At 35.9% G+C, this 15,602-nt stretch carries 15 protein-coding genes; 13 read left to right on the top strand and 2 right to left on the bottom strand.

From position 1 onward, the window contains the following. Positions 1-905 (top strand): glutaminyl-peptide cyclotransferase (locus tag ACIQ2X_RS06570; protein WP_396178127.1); only part of this gene is annotated, 905 nt, incomplete at its 5' end. Positions 906-951: 46 nt separating this feature from the next. Here the strand turns inward: ACIQ2X_RS06570 and corA are convergent. Further along, positions 952-2,028 carry a magnesium/cobalt transporter CorA gene (corA, locus tag ACIQ2X_RS06565; RefSeq protein WP_396178126.1) on the bottom strand — a complete coding sequence of 359 codons (1,077 nt, stop codon included), beginning with the start codon at positions 2,026-2,028 and terminating at the stop codon, positions 952-954. Positions 2,029-2,159: 131 nt separating this feature from the next. Here corA and ACIQ2X_RS06560 point away from each other — a divergent pair, with 131 nt between their 5' ends. Both ACIQ2X_RS06560 and hutI read left to right on the top strand, forming a co-directional pair. Next, entirely contained in the window at positions 2,160-2,441 is a 282-nt protein-coding gene (locus ACIQ2X_RS06560) for a TIGR03643 family protein (RefSeq protein ID WP_396178125.1), read from the top strand. Positions 2,442-2,533: 92 nt separating this feature from the next. Continuing rightward, positions 2,534-3,772: an imidazolonepropionase gene (gene hutI, locus ACIQ2X_RS06555; protein WP_396178128.1), complete on the top strand. Its 1,239-nt coding sequence runs from the start codon at positions 2,534-2,536 to the stop codon at positions 3,770-3,772. Between the two features lie 77 nt (positions 3,773-3,849). Here the strand turns inward: hutI and ACIQ2X_RS06550 are convergent, their stop codons facing one another. After that, positions 3,850-4,740 carry a hypothetical protein gene (locus ACIQ2X_RS06550; protein ID WP_396178124.1) on the bottom strand — a complete coding sequence of 297 codons (891 nt, stop codon included), beginning with the start codon at positions 4,738-4,740 and terminating at the stop codon, positions 3,850-3,852. 149 nt (positions 4,741-4,889) lie between these two features. On the opposite strand from ACIQ2X_RS06550, the gene ACIQ2X_RS06545 reads away from it, so the two are divergent. The 10 genes from ACIQ2X_RS06545 (at position 4,890) to ACIQ2X_RS06500 (ending at position 15,438) form a co-directional block, all read left to right on the top strand. Then, a complete protein-coding gene (locus ACIQ2X_RS06545) occupies positions 4,890-5,927 on the top strand; it encodes a formimidoylglutamase (RefSeq protein WP_396178123.1) in 1,038 nt (345 codons plus the stop codon). Positions 5,928-6,090: 163 nt separating this feature from the next. Next, a complete protein-coding gene (locus tag ACIQ2X_RS06540; RefSeq protein ID WP_396178122.1) occupies positions 6,091-6,699 on the top strand; it encodes a flavin reductase family protein in 609 nt (202 codons plus the stop codon). Further along, entirely contained in the window at positions 6,699-9,029 is a 2,331-nt protein-coding gene (locus tag ACIQ2X_RS06535) for an FAD-dependent monooxygenase (protein WP_396178121.1), read from the top strand. Before ACIQ2X_RS06540 ends, ACIQ2X_RS06535 begins: the two co-directional genes overlap by 1 nt. A 13-nt stretch (positions 9,030-9,042) precedes the next feature. Beyond that, the gene (locus tag ACIQ2X_RS06530; RefSeq protein WP_396178120.1) at positions 9,043-10,647 is read left to right on the top strand and encodes an AMP-binding protein; all 1,605 of its coding nucleotides are present in this window, start codon (positions 9,043-9,045) and stop codon (positions 10,645-10,647) included. A gap of 193 nt (positions 10,648-10,840) precedes the next feature. Continuing rightward, the gene (locus tag ACIQ2X_RS06525; protein ID WP_396178119.1) at positions 10,841-11,269 is read left to right on the top strand and encodes an acyl-CoA thioesterase; all 429 of its coding nucleotides are present in this window, start codon (positions 10,841-10,843) and stop codon (positions 11,267-11,269) included. After that, positions 11,266-12,132, top strand: coding sequence for a hypothetical protein (locus tag ACIQ2X_RS06520; RefSeq protein WP_396178118.1), 867 nt, complete (start codon positions 11,266-11,268; stop codon positions 12,130-12,132). Before ACIQ2X_RS06525 ends, ACIQ2X_RS06520 begins: the two co-directional genes overlap by 4 nt. Beyond that, positions 12,132-13,112, top strand: a complete 981-nt coding sequence (locus ACIQ2X_RS06515; RefSeq protein ID WP_396178117.1) for a carbon-nitrogen hydrolase family protein — start codon at positions 12,132-12,134, stop codon at positions 13,110-13,112. Before ACIQ2X_RS06520 ends, ACIQ2X_RS06515 begins: the two co-directional genes overlap by 1 nt. A gap of 41 nt (positions 13,113-13,153) precedes the next feature. Beyond that, positions 13,154-14,269, top strand: coding sequence for a cupin domain-containing protein (locus tag ACIQ2X_RS06510; RefSeq protein WP_396178116.1), 1,116 nt, complete (start codon positions 13,154-13,156; stop codon positions 14,267-14,269). 73 nt (positions 14,270-14,342) lie between these two features. Next, positions 14,343-14,528 (top strand): hypothetical protein, encoded by a 186-nt coding sequence (locus ACIQ2X_RS06505; RefSeq protein ID WP_396178115.1) that lies wholly within the window; start codon positions 14,343-14,345, stop codon positions 14,526-14,528. Position 14,529: 1 nt separating this feature from the next. Then, positions 14,530-15,438 (top strand): fumarylacetoacetate hydrolase family protein, encoded by a 909-nt coding sequence (locus tag ACIQ2X_RS06500; RefSeq protein ID WP_396178114.1) that lies wholly within the window; start codon positions 14,530-14,532, stop codon positions 15,436-15,438. The last annotated feature ends 164 nt before the right edge of the window (positions 15,439-15,602 follow it).

Raw genomic sequence — 15,602 nt, 5'->3', positions numbered from 1 at the left:
AAATAGACAGTATTGTTTACTTTGTAAATGATAAAAAAGTAGGAACTAAGAAGGACAACGTTGCTTTGGAATACAATTGGAACAACCAAAAATTAGGTTACATTAGTATTAAAGCAATTGTTTATTATGATGGAAATTCAGAAGAAACGACTTCTCGAATTGAGATGGTTTCAAATGTACAACCTAAGCCGTTGCGTTTTAAAATTGTGAATACGTATCCTCACGACATCAAAGCCTACACGCAAGGGCTGGAATTTTTTCGCGATACGCTTTACGAAAGTACAGGAAACGGTGCTGGAAACGGTACAGGTATTCGTGGAATTTCAAGTTTACGAAAAACCGATTACAAGTCTGGAAAAGTATACAAACAAACCGACTTAGAAAACGCGATGTTTGGCGAAGGAATTACGGTTTTGAATAATAAGGTGTACCAGCTTACTTATAAGGAGATGACCGCTTTTGTATATGATGCAAACACATTTAAACGAGAAAAAACCTTTACATATCCCAAAAAAATGGAAGGTTGGGGATTGACTAATGACGGTACAAACCTTTATATGTCAGACGGGAGTGAGAAAATTTGGATCGTAGATCCGTTGACATTTAAAGAGATAGACTTTATTAGCATCTATACAGGTGCCGCTAAAATCAAGAACATCAATGAGTTGGAATGGGTAGATGGAAAAATTTTTGGCAATGTATATCTACGCGATGCAATTGCTCGAATTGATCCTAAAACGGGAGCCGTTGAAGCTATATTGAATTTGAAAGATTTAAAATCAAAAGTAACCCAACATCCAGATTTAGATGTTTTGAACGGAATTGCCTATAATCCTAAAACAAAAACATTTTTTGTAACTGGAAAAAATTGGGATAAAATGTTCGAAATCAGTATTTCAGAATAAAATTAAAGTTAAAAAAGTGCAGGAAATTCTTGCACTTTTTTATTATTTAGAACCACTTTTTTCGTTTAAAATATAAAATCATTACTAGGGTTATCATAATCATAACCAGCCAAGTAACATAGTAGCCGTTTCGCATTTCTAACTCGGGTAAATATTTGAAATTCATACCGTAAACTCCTACAATAAACGTCAAAGGCATAAAAATTACCGAAAATACCGTCAATGTTTTCATGATTTGATTCATTCGCTGGTTTTGAGTCGAATAAAATAGGTTGGAAGCACTTTCAAGAGTATTGACGTCGTATTCAACTTGTTCTAACAACTCTAAACTCTTTTGGTGCAAACGCGTAAAAAAAGTCACATTGGTTTTGCTAATTCCGTTATAATCATCATCGTCTTTAATACTTTTCAACGAAAATAAAGCGTCGCGAAGCGGAAGTACAGAACGCTTTAAATAATTAAAATTTTCTCTTAATTTCTCAATGTGCTCTAATACAAAAGTAGCATCATTCTCTTTTACATCTAAAAGCAATTGCTCAATCTTACTTTCGTAATGTTCGATGGTAATAAAAAAGTTTTCAATAATTCCATCCAAAAGTAAAAAAAGTAGGTAATCTGCTCCTTTTTTTCGTACGATACCTTCATTATTTCGGAGGCGTTCTCTGATAAATGTAAAATAATCACTTTTAATTTCTTGAAACGAAACCAATAAATTATCTTGTAATAAAAAACTAATTTGCTCGACTTTTAATTGTTCTGAATCTTCTTGCAAAATAGATTTAACGCTGAAAAACAAAAAATCCTCTAACTCCTCAATCCGAGTTCTGCCAGAAACGTTGAGCACGTCACTCATAATATAATTTTCGATGTGAAGCATTTCTTTAATCTGAATCATTTTAGGAATATCATGCAAACCGTGAATGTTTAACCAAGCTATTGCGGTTTTTGGTAATTCGTCCAATTTTTTCTGAATGTCGACTAAAGAAACAGCAGTATTTTCCTGAAGTTTTTCGGCATCATAAATAAATAATTGATACGCAATCGGTTGGGTTGTGTGAATGCCCGTGTATTCAAAACTATTGGGCTTCGCTTTTCTGCCTTTCTTATATCGAAGTTTTCTCAAAATGCAATTAATTTAAAGTATCAAATTTCGATAATTACTTTGTTTATTCAACATACAAATGACCACTATTTTTGAAATAAGTTTAACGACTGTTCAATTGTCACGTGTTTTTTTTTAAATAATTTTGTTATATGATTAAAAATAATTTTTCTGAAATAGAATTGGACCGAATAATTGAGATGGCTTGGGAAGATCGTACTCCTTTTGAAGCCATTACGTTTCAATTTGGAATCACCGAACAGCAGACTATCGAAATTATGCGAGCCGAAATGAAACGCTCGAGTTTCAATATGTGGAGAAAACGCGTTCAAGGTCGTGCTACCAAACATGCAAAACTCCGAACCAGTGGCATTGATCGATTCAAATGTACATTGCAACGCCAAATTACCCACAATAAAATTTCGAAGCGCTAACTTTAGTCTTCCAATATTTCTACATCACATTTTACACTTAAAAAGTAGGTCGTTTTAAAATTCCCGCATATTTTTACAAAAAATTAAAAATGATGCGCATTTTATTGACCAATATTAAAGAGTTACTTCAAGTTCGACCCACCCACATCGACAAAATTTCAGGATCAGATATGGCTCAATTGCCCGTATTAACAGACTCCTATTTACTGATTCACAACGATTTAATCGCTGATTTTGGAAAGATGTCCGACTTACCCGATAGCGCATTTGATCAAAAAATAAATTGCGAAGGTCGCGTGGTCTTGCCTACGTGGTGCGACAGTCACACACATATCGTATATGCTGGAAGTCGCGAAAAAGAGTTTGTGGACCGCATCAACGGTTTGTCGTATGAAGAAATTGCCCATCGTGGAGGTGGTATTTTAAATTCGGCCAAAAAACTCAACGAAACTTCTGAAGAGGAAATTTACAATCAATCAAAAAAACGCTTAGAAGAAGTCATTTCGCAAGGAACAGGTGCTGTTGAAATTAAGTCAGGATACGGACTTTCTGTCGAAGGAGAATTAAAAATGCTTCGCGTTATCCGACGTTTAAAGGAAAATTATCCCCTACCTATCAAAGCTACATTTTTAGGCGCTCACGCCTTCCCTACTGAGTTTAAGGAAAATCATAAAGGCTATATTGACATGATTATCCATGAAATGTTACCCAAAATTGCAGCCGAAAATTTAGCCGATTACATTGATGCCTTTTTGGAAACCGGATATTTTTCGGTATCTGAAACGTGCCAAATTATGGAAGCGGGAAAAAAATATGGACTACGCTCCAAAATTCACGTCAATCAGTTCACTGCAATTGATGGTATTAAAGCATGTGTAGAAATGGAAGCACTTACAGTCGATCATCTTGAAGTGGTTACCGATGAAGATATTGAAGCTTTAAAAAACTCCAATACGATGCCTGTGGCTTTACCGAGTTGCTCCTTTTTCATCAGTATTCCCTACACTCCTGCTCGTCGAATGATGAATGCTGGATTGCCTTTGGCACTGGCAACCGATTTTAATCCAGGAACCACTCCCTCAGGTAATATGAATTTGGTTGTAGCTACAGCCTGTATCAAAATGAAAATGACTCCAGAAGAAGCGATAAATGCAGCAACAATTAATGGGGCTTATGCTATGGGAATTTCAGACAGCCACGGCAGTATCACAATTGGTAAAAAAGCAAACCTGATTATTACAAAACCCATTGATTCTTATTACCAAATCCCATATGCTTTTGGAAGTAATTTAATTCAAGATGTTGTTATCAACGGTAAAATTTGCAATTAAATGCTAATGTATTACAACATAAAAAAAGCGTTTGTAAATCACTACAAACGCTTTTTCTTGAATTAATAAAAACCAATTTATCGCAAACTAAAACTTGTTTTTGAAACCAATTCTGATTGATCGAAAATGTTTACAAAGTACGTACCTTTTTCAAAATCTTTGCCTTTTCCATCTAAAAACTCACACACATCAACCGCTTTATTATCGTAAGCAACCGTTGTTGTAAAACTGTAGTTCAGTGTCATATCGTCAAAGTTTTGAATTTTCTTATCACCTAAAACATTATTTTTACTGTCAATGATTTGAACATAGTACGTTTTATTTCCCGATTTGGCTACAGCATTTGGAGCAATTGCAAAGCAAACTTTCAACTGATCGGCACGACTTGCTTTGTCTGTGTCAATTTGTTTTCCGGAATTACGAACTTTGATTGCTTGCGTTCGTAAATTCATAATATTTAATTTAGATGCTTTTTCAACTGTTTTAGCAAGATTTTCGTTTTGCACCACTAAGGTGTCGTTAAAACGTTTTTGCTGACCTAAAACCACAACAGTGCTGTCTCTTTCGGTTGTCAAAACTTCATTCTGTTTCTTCAACATGTTATTCTCAGCAATCAATGTTTTCATTTTTGAATTCAAACTGTTGTATTGTTCACGGTATTTTTGCATCGATGCCGCATCACCTTTTGATTTTTTTAAATCTGCTATCAAATTGATTACTTTTTCGCGTTCTGCTTCTAAATCGTCTGATAAAGTCGTATTGTCTTCAAGTGCTTTATCATAAGTCGCTCTAAGATCCTCAAGCTCTGTTAAAAATTTTGTTTTCTCCGATTTTTCAGTTGTCAATTCCGTTTGCATCGTTTTAGAATCCGTAGTCATCTTAAAGATATAGGCCAAACTACCCGCTAATAATAAAGCCAAAACTACTACTATTGCTTTCAAACTTGAATTATTTCTCTCTTTTTCCATTTGTGAATTTTAAAAATTAGTTATATAAAGTTAAAAGGATTCTTTAACGCTTTCAAAGAAACAAAAATAATTTATTATTGCGCAATCCTATTCGAATTAACGTAAGTTTATATAATATTAGTACTTTTGAAATCAAAAAAAAGCCCTTAATGGAAAATTTAATTCTTTACACTTCTTCTGATTTGGCTAAAATAACCAACCACCGAAGTGGCGAAATAAAGTTTGGAGAGAAAATGCTTACTGTTCCCAAAAATGTAAATGCGTCAAGCTTTCTCCAAGAATGCGAAGCTAAATATGTTTTATTTGGGATTCCAGAAGATATTGGTGTTAGAGCCAATTTAGGCCGTCCAGGAACGCATTCTGCTTGGGAAAGTATGCTCAAAAGTATTGCTAATATTCAGCATAACCGATTTTGCAAAGGCAATAGAATTCTGATCTTGGGACAACTTGATGTAGCTAAGGAAATGAAAAAAGCCGATGAATACGATTATCAGATTTTGGAAAACCGTTTGGAATTGAGCAAGTTGGTTGTAAAAATTGATAAAGAAGTTACTCACATAATTTGTAGTATTGTAAAAGCGGGAAAAATTCCAATAATCATTGGAGGTGGTCACAATAATGCCTACGGAAATATTAAGGGAACGGCTTTGGCCAAAGGCAAATCGATTAACGCCATAAATTTTGATGCCCATTCCGATTTTCGAATTTTGGAAGGACGTCACAGCGGCAATGGCTTTTCTTATGCGTATGAAGAAGGTTTTTTGAAAAAATACTTCATTTTTGGTCTACACGAAAGTTATACATCCAAAAGTGTGTTGGATATGATTAAAAAAATTGACTTTCGGGTCAAATACAATACGTATGATTCCATGAAAATAAGCATGGAAAAATCGTTTGCCGAAGAAATGTATGTGGCCATGAACCACATTAAATCTGATTTTTTTGGATTGGAAATTGATTTAGATGCTTTGCCAAATGTAGCCAGTAGTGCCATGACCATAAGTGGTTTTTCTGTGGAAGAGGTACGGCACTTTATTCATTACTTCGGCAAAAGCCAAAACGCGGCCTACTTGCATATATGCGAAGGCGCTCCCGACTTGGCCGAGCCTAAAAACAGCCATTTGGTTGGAAAATTGATCGCTTATTTGGTAACTGATTTTATAAAAGCGAATTATATTGAAGTGTAAGTCTTCTCTTTATTGTTTTAAAATACTGTTCAAACGATTTTGTTAGTAGTTGTTGCAAATTGGTTAAAAATTGTTATACTCCTATTTTTATGGTGATATTTAATTTAATCCTTAAAAAATATCCTAAAAAAATTCTTTAATTTGTACAAACCAATAATTAAAGATGGAATTTAATCCCGAAAACCTGCATCAAAAGGAAGTTTATAAGTTATTAACCGGTCTAATCATTCCCCGACCTATAGCATGGGTTTCGACAATAAATGAAGAAGGAATGGCCAACCTTGCTCCATTTTCATACTTCAATGCCGTTGGAGATGACCCGCCACACGTGATGATCTCGATTTCAAGAAGTGGTCACCTCAATAAAGACACTTTAAATAATATCCTGAACAATAAAGAATTTGTCGTGAATATGGTGACCGAGGATTTGGCCGAAAAAATGAACTTGACCGCTCATCCCTTGCAACCGCATGAAAGCGAATTTGACTTTGCTGATATAGCCATTGGCAATTCTAAAAAAGTAAGACCACCTTTGGTAGCCAACAGTCCTGTTTCTATGGAATGTGAAATGGTACACCACTACAATCTTGAAAATCATAAAAATGGCGGCTCAACCATTATAATCGGACGTGTGATTTATTTTCATATCAAAGACGACATATTATTAGATCATTTTCACGTTGATCTTACCAAATACCAACCTATTTCCCGACTATCAGGTGCCAATTATGCAAAACTGGGTGAACTATTTACAATTAAAAGACCACAATAATGACATTTCAATCCACAAATGAAACTCCAAAAAATGCCCAATCAATTGCAGTAATTGGTGGTGGTCCCGGAGGTTTGTACTTTTCTATTTTAACAAAAAAAGCACTTCCTAATTGCCAAATCGATATTTACGAACGCAATAAAGCAGATGACAGTTTTGGTTTTGGCGTTGTTTTTTCCGACGAAACTTTGAGCGAATTTTTAACGCGTGACCCTAAATCCTATGATTTAATCCGCAAGCATTTTGCCTATTGGGATGATTTAGATGTAGCACGAGACGGCGATATTGTTCGCATAACTGGAAACGGCTTTTGTGGTTGTTCTCGAAAAAAGTTACTTCAATTGTTGCAACAACGTTGTGTGGAAGAAGGCGTGAATTTGCATTTTGAGCATCCTATTGAAGATGTAACAACTTTAAAAGTCGATTATATCATTGCCTGCGATGGTATTAATAGCGCAATTCGATCACAATTTGAATCCGATTTTGGCACTAAAACCGAACTGAAAAAAAACAAATTTGTCTGGATGGGTTCGACCAAGCCGCTCGATGCATTTACCTACTTTTTTAGAACCACTGAATTTGGCACTATTGTCGCGCATTCCTATCAATATGAAGAAGGTATGAGTACGTGGATTTTTGAATGTTCGGATGCGACCTGGCAAAATGCAGGTTTTGAAACTACAAATGAAGAAAGCACCATTGCCAAAATCAGTAGTATTTTCAAGGAAGAACTCGACGGTCATGGCCTTATTTCAAATCGTTCGCATTGGCGTCAATTTCCAGCAATTACTAATGAAAAATGGCACAAAGACAATATTGTTTTATTGGGCGATGCCAAGGCAACTGCACATTATTCAATTGGATCTGGAACCAAATTGGCAATGGAATGCGCCATTTCATTATCGGATGCGATTGTGAAATTTGGAACCGATAAAGAAGCCGCTTTCGCAGCATATGAAAAACTACGACGAAACCGTGTGGAAATGATTCAGTATGCCGCAAATGTATCGCTGGACTGGTTTGAAAATATGGATCGTTACATTAATTTCGATTTCAACCAATTTGCTTTTGGCGTGATGACCCGTTCAAAAAAAGTCACTTTCGAAAATTTGGGACTTCGAGATGCTTCTTTTCCACAAAAAGTTTTAACCGAATTCAATACAAAAAATAACATTTCTAACACAAATACACCTGCTGCTTTTACACCTTTTTATGTTAAAAATGTAAAGCTCGAAAATCGTGTTGTGATGTCAGCAATGGGGCAATACCAAGCCAATAACGGAATTCCCAATTCGTGGCATTTCAGTCATTATACCCAAAGAGCTTTGGGAGGTTTGGGACTGATTATTACCGAAATGACGTCCGTTAGCGAAACAGGACGTATCACTTTAGGTTGTACAGGAATTTACAATGAAAATCAAGTAGTTGAGTGGAAAAAAATAAATGATTTCATTCATACTAATTCATCTTGTAAGGTCGCCATTCAGTTGGGTCATTCGGGACGAAAAGGGAGTATAAAAAAGCCTTGGGAAGCGGAAAAATTAGCCCTTTTACAACAATGGGAACTGATTTCATCCTCTCCTATTCCATTTTCTGAAGGTGGAATTGTACCTAAAGAAATGACGCAAGAAGACATAAACTTGGTTGTACAACAATTTGAAATTGCAGCTCAAAATGCCAACAAAGCGGGTTTCGACATGATCGAATTGCAAGCCCATCACGGGTTTTTATTGGCTTCCTTTCTTTCTCCATTAACCAATACAAGAACCGATGAGTTTGGAGGAAGTATTGCCAACAGACTAAAATTTCCATTACGTGTTTTTAACGCAATTCGAGCTGCTTTTCCAATTGACAAACCCATTTCAGTTCGCGTTTCGGCAACGGATTGGGCCGAAAACGGCATTTCTGAACAAGACGTTTTGACGATTGCTGAAAGTTTCAAGCAAGCTGGAGCGGATATCATCAACGTTTCAACCGGAAATACTGTCGCAAACCAGCAACCGCAAATGGGAAGAATGTGGCAAACACCTTTTTCGGATTTAATTAGAAATACAGTCTGCATTCCCACAATAACCGCAGGATCCATTACCGATATTGATCAAATAAATACGATAATTCTCAACGGAAAAGCTGATTTAGTGGCACTTGGAAAACCGTTGTTATTAAATCCGTATTTCGTTAGAAACGCACAAGCTTATGAAAATTTTGAGGTAACCGATATCCCAAATTCCTATAAAATGGGTATTCAAACTTTGTTTTCTGAAAATGCTTCTAATCGAAAAATGGTCGAAGGAATGAAAAAAGCTTTAAAACCCAAAAGTCATAAATAAAATTCGGATTTTTATGAAAAAATACAGCGATAATTTTGCCGAAAGACATTTGCCGCATCCCGATTTACAACCGGATTATATTTGTAACCATCCTGATTTTGATTTTTCGGAAATAACTAATTGTGCAAACAAATTACTAGACATTCACATTAATGAAGGCCGAGGAAATTCGGTTGCCATTCAAACATTTAATTGTAAATGGACCTATCAAGAACTTTTTGAGAAATCCAATCAAATTGCACATGTTTTGGTAGAAGATTTGGGTTTTGTTTCGGGAAATCGCGTTTTAATTCGTTCGGCAAATAATCCAATGTTTGTCGCCATCTGGTTTGCCGTTCTTAAAGCGGGCGGAATTGTAGTTTCCACAATGCCTTTGTTGAGAGAAAAGGAGTTAACTACAATAATTGACAGTGCTGAAATTTCGCTTGCATTCTGTGAAATCAGTTTGCAAGAAGATTTAAATACTGTACCATCCAGCTACTTAAAATCAGCACTTACATTTTATGGAAATTCTGAAAAAAATGGACAATTAGAGCTCTTAATGCAAAACAAGCCTAAAGAATTTCAAAATTTTCATGCAGGTCCTAACAACATTTGTTTAATCGGATTTACATCAGGAACTACGGGGAAACCAAAGATGACCGCACATTATCACAAAGATATTTTGCTCATTTGCGAAGCATTTCCTAAGTTTTCGTTAAACGTGACACCTGATGATGTTTTTACAGGAAGTCCACCACTAGGATTCACTTTCGGACTTGGCGGTCTGGTTTTATTTCCGTTTTACTACGGTGCATCGACGTTTTTGATTGACAAACCTACACCTGATTTGTTATTGAAAGCCATTCAAGATTACAAAGTAACCATTTGTTTTACCGCCCCAACCGCTTGGCGAATCATCAGTACAAAAGTGAGCAATTACGATGTACGTACGCTCCGAAAATGTGTCTCGGCAGGCGAAACTTTACCCGTAAAAGTTTGGGAAGATTGGTACAATTTAACGGGATTGAAAATCATAGATGGCATTGGTTCTACCGAAATTCTGCATATCTTTATTTCCTCGAATGAACAAAATATGCGAAAAGGCGCCACAGGTTTGCCTATTCGTGGTTACGAGGCAAAAATTGTTGATAAAAACGGAAACGAAGTTGCGATAAATGAACTTGGCCGATTGGCGGTTCGTGGAATTACAGGTTGTAAATATCTGAATGCCAACGATAAACAACAGGAATATGTAGAAAATAAATGGAACATCACTGGCGATATTTTTAAAAAAGACGAAGACGGCTACTTTTGGTTTATTGCCCGAGGCGACGATATGATTATTTCTTCGGGGTACAATATTGCTGCAATTGAGGTTGAAAGTGTTTTATTGACTCACGATGCCATTTTAGAGTGTGCTGTGGTTGGAGTGCCCAATGAAGATCGCGGCATGCTCGTATGTGCCTATATTGTTTTAAAAGAGACCGAAAAGCCTTCGGAAAACTTCGCAACAGAAATACAAAACTGGTTCAAACAAGTTGCCGCACCGTACAAATATCCACGGATTATTCACTTTGTGGATCAACTTCCAAAAACAGAAACAGGAAAAATTCAGCGATTTAAGCTGAAAAATTAAATAAATTACAAATGAAGATTAAAACTACTTTTTGCGATTTTTCAGAAGCTATTTCCGGCTATTCATTGCAATCTTTGTTTTTTTAAAGAAAAAAAACAAAGGATTTCCACTTCTATCCGGGCTAAACCATCAGAATCGACTGTGACAAATCTAAAAGTCGTTTTTAACCTCAAAACCAATTGATTATAAAAATATGAACCAACCTTTTACAAAACAAGAAAAAATCCGTTTCAAGCATGTCGATTATGCCGGAATTGTGTTCTATCCCCGATTTCTAGAAATGCTGAACGACTTGGTCGAAGACTGGTTTGAAGAAGCCCTTGACCGACCCTTTTCTAAAATCCACGAAACCAACGGTATCCCAACAGTTGATTTAAAAGTACAATTCAAAAAAGCAGCACGTTTAGGAGAAATCCTGACCAAATCTCTTTGGGTAAAGCATTTAGGAGGTTCCTCAATCAATTGTGGATTTAATTTTCTGGACGAATATGGTCAAACCTGCCTAGAAGGAGAAGTAACCTTAGTAAATGTGGCAATTCAACAAGATAGAAACAACATCAAAGCCGAACCATTTAATGAAGATATGAAAGAGAAAATCTCAAAATACATATCAAAACCGTGAAAAATATAATTAAAATACTGCTGTTTTTAATCCTATTGAATGGATCACTTTACGCTCAAATTAATGACTTAGAAAAACCAAGCGCTTTTAATAAATGCGAAATAACATTCAATGACGGAAAGGTAGAGCATGGATTTATAGCTTTTTTCCTAGAACCTTTTACCTCCGACTTTGAGGATGCAATAGGTCACTCTTTAGAGAGAGTTTTAAATTTAGACGACAACGATTTTGAATTTAAAACCTCCATTTCCGACCGACCAATAAACATGACACAAAAAAACATTCAACAAATCAAGGTTTATTACGAATATAACTATGTAAAAACCTACAAACTTATGCATGTTAAAAAAATTTTAGAGGATGGCACCATTCAAGCTTCTTCAAAAAAAGCATGGTTACCAGTCAGTAAAGAAGATGTTATCAGTCTGTATCAAAAAAATATTTACAGAGAATATAAAAAATACAACAAAAAAACCGATGATTTTATAACTGTAAAAAGAAAAAAGTATATTACTATAACCTATTTAAGTAACGAAAAACAAAATATCGCTTTTGAAATCTATGATTTAAATCAACTTAGATTATCAAAACCAAAATTAGACGACAAATATGTAGCAAAAGTATTGCAATACATCTTTCAAGATTGTCCGGATTTTCTTAACAAAATAGTTAAGGATAAAAGATGGGATTATGTCTCTTTTATGGATGACCACGAAGATTATGATACTCAAATAAAATTAATACAGAAATCCAAATTAAGTAAAACCGAAAAATTTAATCAGATTGATGTTCTTGAGTTAAAAAAAGAAGCGCAACCGTTTCTTAAACTAATTGAAGCCTATAAATTAAATTGTAATCAATAATGGAATTTAAAAAATTTAAAGCCGCCACAGTTCAAACGTCACCCGTTTTTATGAATGTAGAAGCAACAGTTGCCAAAGCCATCGCTTTTGTAAAAGAAGCATCGGAAAATGGAGCAACACTAATTGCTTTTCCTGAAGTTTTTGTAGCCGGTTATCCCTATTGGAACTGGATTATGACGCCCGTACAGGGAAGTAAATGGTACGAACGACTTTACAAATGTTCCGTAAAAGTAGACGAAGAAAGTATGCAACCACTTTATGAAGCAGCAAAAAAGTACAATTGCCATATCGTAATTGGTATCAACGAACGTGGAAACAGTTATGGCGAAATTTACAACACCAATTTAATTATTGATAACAACGGAACTCTAATTGGAAAACACCGAAAGCTGGTTCCTACTTGGGCCGAAAAGTTAACGTGGAGTTCAGGCGATGGCTCTTCCCTAAAAGTGTATGATACTCAAGTGGGACCACTTGGAACGCTGGCTTGTGGCGAAAACACGAATACCTTGGCACGATTTACATTACTTTCGCAAGGCGAATTGGTGCATATTGCCAATTATATTTCGCTTCCAGTGGCACCACCCGATTATGATATGGCCGAGGCAATCAAGATTCGTGCAGCTGCACATTCTTTTGAAGGAAAATTATTTACAATTGTTTCATGTTCAACAATCTCTCAAGAAATTAAAGATGCTTTGCGCGAGGACGTACCCAATGTGGATGAATTATTGACAAGAAAAAATTCGGCGTTTTCAGGATTTATTGGTCCGAATGGAGCCGTTATAGGCAAAGCCTTGATTGACGACGAAGGTATTGTATATGCTGATATTGATCTCGAGAAATGTATTCAGCCGAAACAAATGCATGATATTCTTGGTCATTATAACCGTTTTGATATTTTTGATTTACGAGTGAATATTGCACCAACAAGGAAGATTACATTTGTAAATAGTCATGAGGAGTTTAATAAAAGATAGTATTAAGTTAAAAATATTAAGATTTTACAAAAATTGAAACAATGAACGAAAATCATTCAGACAATCAAATAGGAAGAGCTCGAGTTCAGGATTCACCTGAATTACAAGCCTATTACAAAGAACTTGAAACCCTTGGCGCGGGTGCTTTGTGGACGGTTGCCAACGATATCGAACCATGGGAACCAAGAAGTTCATCGGTACCAATGTTATGGCAATACGACAAACTTCGGGATTTGGTACTGCAATCTTCCGAATTGGTAACGCCCGAACAAGCAGGACGACGCGTGGTTTATTTGGTCAACGACAAACGAAAAGACGTGTCGGCAGCCGTAGGTTGGTTGTACACCGGCATTCAAGTTACACGACCTGGAGAAAGTACTTCCGCTCACAAACATAAAGCATCCGCTTTGCGTTTTATAATGGAAGGCGAAGGCGGATATACGGTTGTGGACGGAAACAAAATTACATTTGAAGTCAATGATTTTGTCATTACACCCAATTCTACTTGGCACGAACACGGTGTGGCTGAAAATGGAAAAACCTGCATTTGGCAAGATGGATTGGATATTCCGTTGGTCAATGCTTTGGAAGCAAATGATTACGCTGTGTTCGATGGCAAACAACCTTTAGAAAACCCAATAAACTACTCCCCAATTACTTATGGAGGTTCAGCTGGACTATTACCTTCAGATCAAAAATGGAACAAACCCTATTCTCCTTTGTTTAAATATGCTTGGAAATCGGTTTATCCTGCTTTGGTTGAAACTTCAAAAATAAAGGAATTTTCTCCTTTTGATGGAATTTTGATGCACTATTCAAACCCTTTGACTGGCGGTCATGTAATGCAAACTATGGGAGCTTCGATGCAATTATTGCCCATTGGTTTTAAAGGAAAAGCACACAAACATACGGGCTCTTTTGTGTACCAATGTGCCAAAGGTTCGGGCTATTCCATCATTAATGGAGTACGTTTTAACTGGAAAGAACGCGATATTTTCTGTGTCCCTTCATGGGCTTGGCACGAACACCATAATAATTCCGAAACAGAAGATGCATGTTTGTTTTCGTTTAACGATTTGCCCGTAATTGAAAAATTAGGCTTATTTCAAGACAAAATATACACGGAGAATAACGGACACCAAATAGTGAAGCTTTAAATCCTATCAGCGTTTTAACGAGTACGGGTTTATGAACTTTAAAATATTTTAAGTATATAAAAATCTTTATAAAATGAAAAACACAAAACCATTATTCGGAATCATATTAGCAGTAGGTTTCATTTACTTGGGATATTATTTAACCCAAAAAGAAGAAGAATACAAAGTAATAGTAGGTTATGTTACGATTGTTTTCTGGAGTATAATCGTACTATTTGCTGCTTACAAAAAATTGACAACAAAAAAACAAACAACTTAAAATGAAATTACTTACCTACAAAACAGCAACATCGGAACCAAGATTGGGATTTTTACATAACAACACAATTGTCGATATGGAAGATTTTGGAGAAATATCTAATTTTCCGCTACCAAATGATATGTTGGAACTGATCGATATGGGATTCGAAATCATCGCTGAAATCAACGATTTACTCGATGATACATCCACAAGTGATTTAGCAGAAGTTTCCTATTCCATGGACGAAATTACCCTCCTCGCTCCTATCCAAAAACCCCGTAAAAACATCATCGGTATTGGATTGAATTATACCGAACATGTGGCTGAAAGTGCGCGAACACTTGACACGACTGGAAAATTACCTCAAAAACCAATTATTTTTTCAAAACCACCCACAACAGTTACGGGTCCAAATACAGCTGTTCTTTTGAATCCCAAATTGACGCAACAATTGGATTACGAAGTGGAATTGGCCGTGGTGATTTCTAAAAGAGGAAAATACGTAGCCCCCGAAAATGCTTTAGAGTATGTTTTTGGATATACCATCATCAACGATATTTCAGCCAGAGATTGCCGTCGTGAGGGACAATGGATTGTTTCGAAAGGTCAAGATACTTTTGCTCCAATGGGACCGTATTTAGTTACCAAAGACGAAATTGAGCATCCGCACAACTTGAATTTATCTTTGAAATTGAACGGAGTTGAAAAGCAAAATTCAAATACAAAATTGTTACTTTTCAATATAAATGCACTTATTGAAGATCTAAGTACGGTTTTCACATTAGAAGCCGGTGACATCATCGCTACGGGAACTCCCGCCGGAGTTGGTGCTGGGAGAAATCCGCAAGAATGGATGAAAGACGGCGATGTAATGGAATGCTATGTGGAAGGAATCGGCACAATTGTAAATACAGTTAGAGAAATTTAAATTAAATAAGCCACACCGATTGGAGAAATATTAAAAGTTTTAATGTATATCCGTAATTGCTCATATTTTTGTATATTTGTTTGATAGATAAATTATTGGGTATGAATATTTTTAGTTTTGGAGTCGAATTTAGTAGTGAAGCCAATTGTATTGCGCATTTTAAA

Source organism: Flavobacterium sp. (genome assembly GCF_044368625.1).
In the GTDB taxonomy this organism is placed as follows: Bacteria; Bacteroidota; Bacteroidia; order Flavobacteriales; family Flavobacteriaceae; genus Flavobacterium.
The sequence above is the reverse complement of the archived record's forward strand: the minus strand, read 5'-3'. Positions and strand labels throughout refer to the sequence as shown.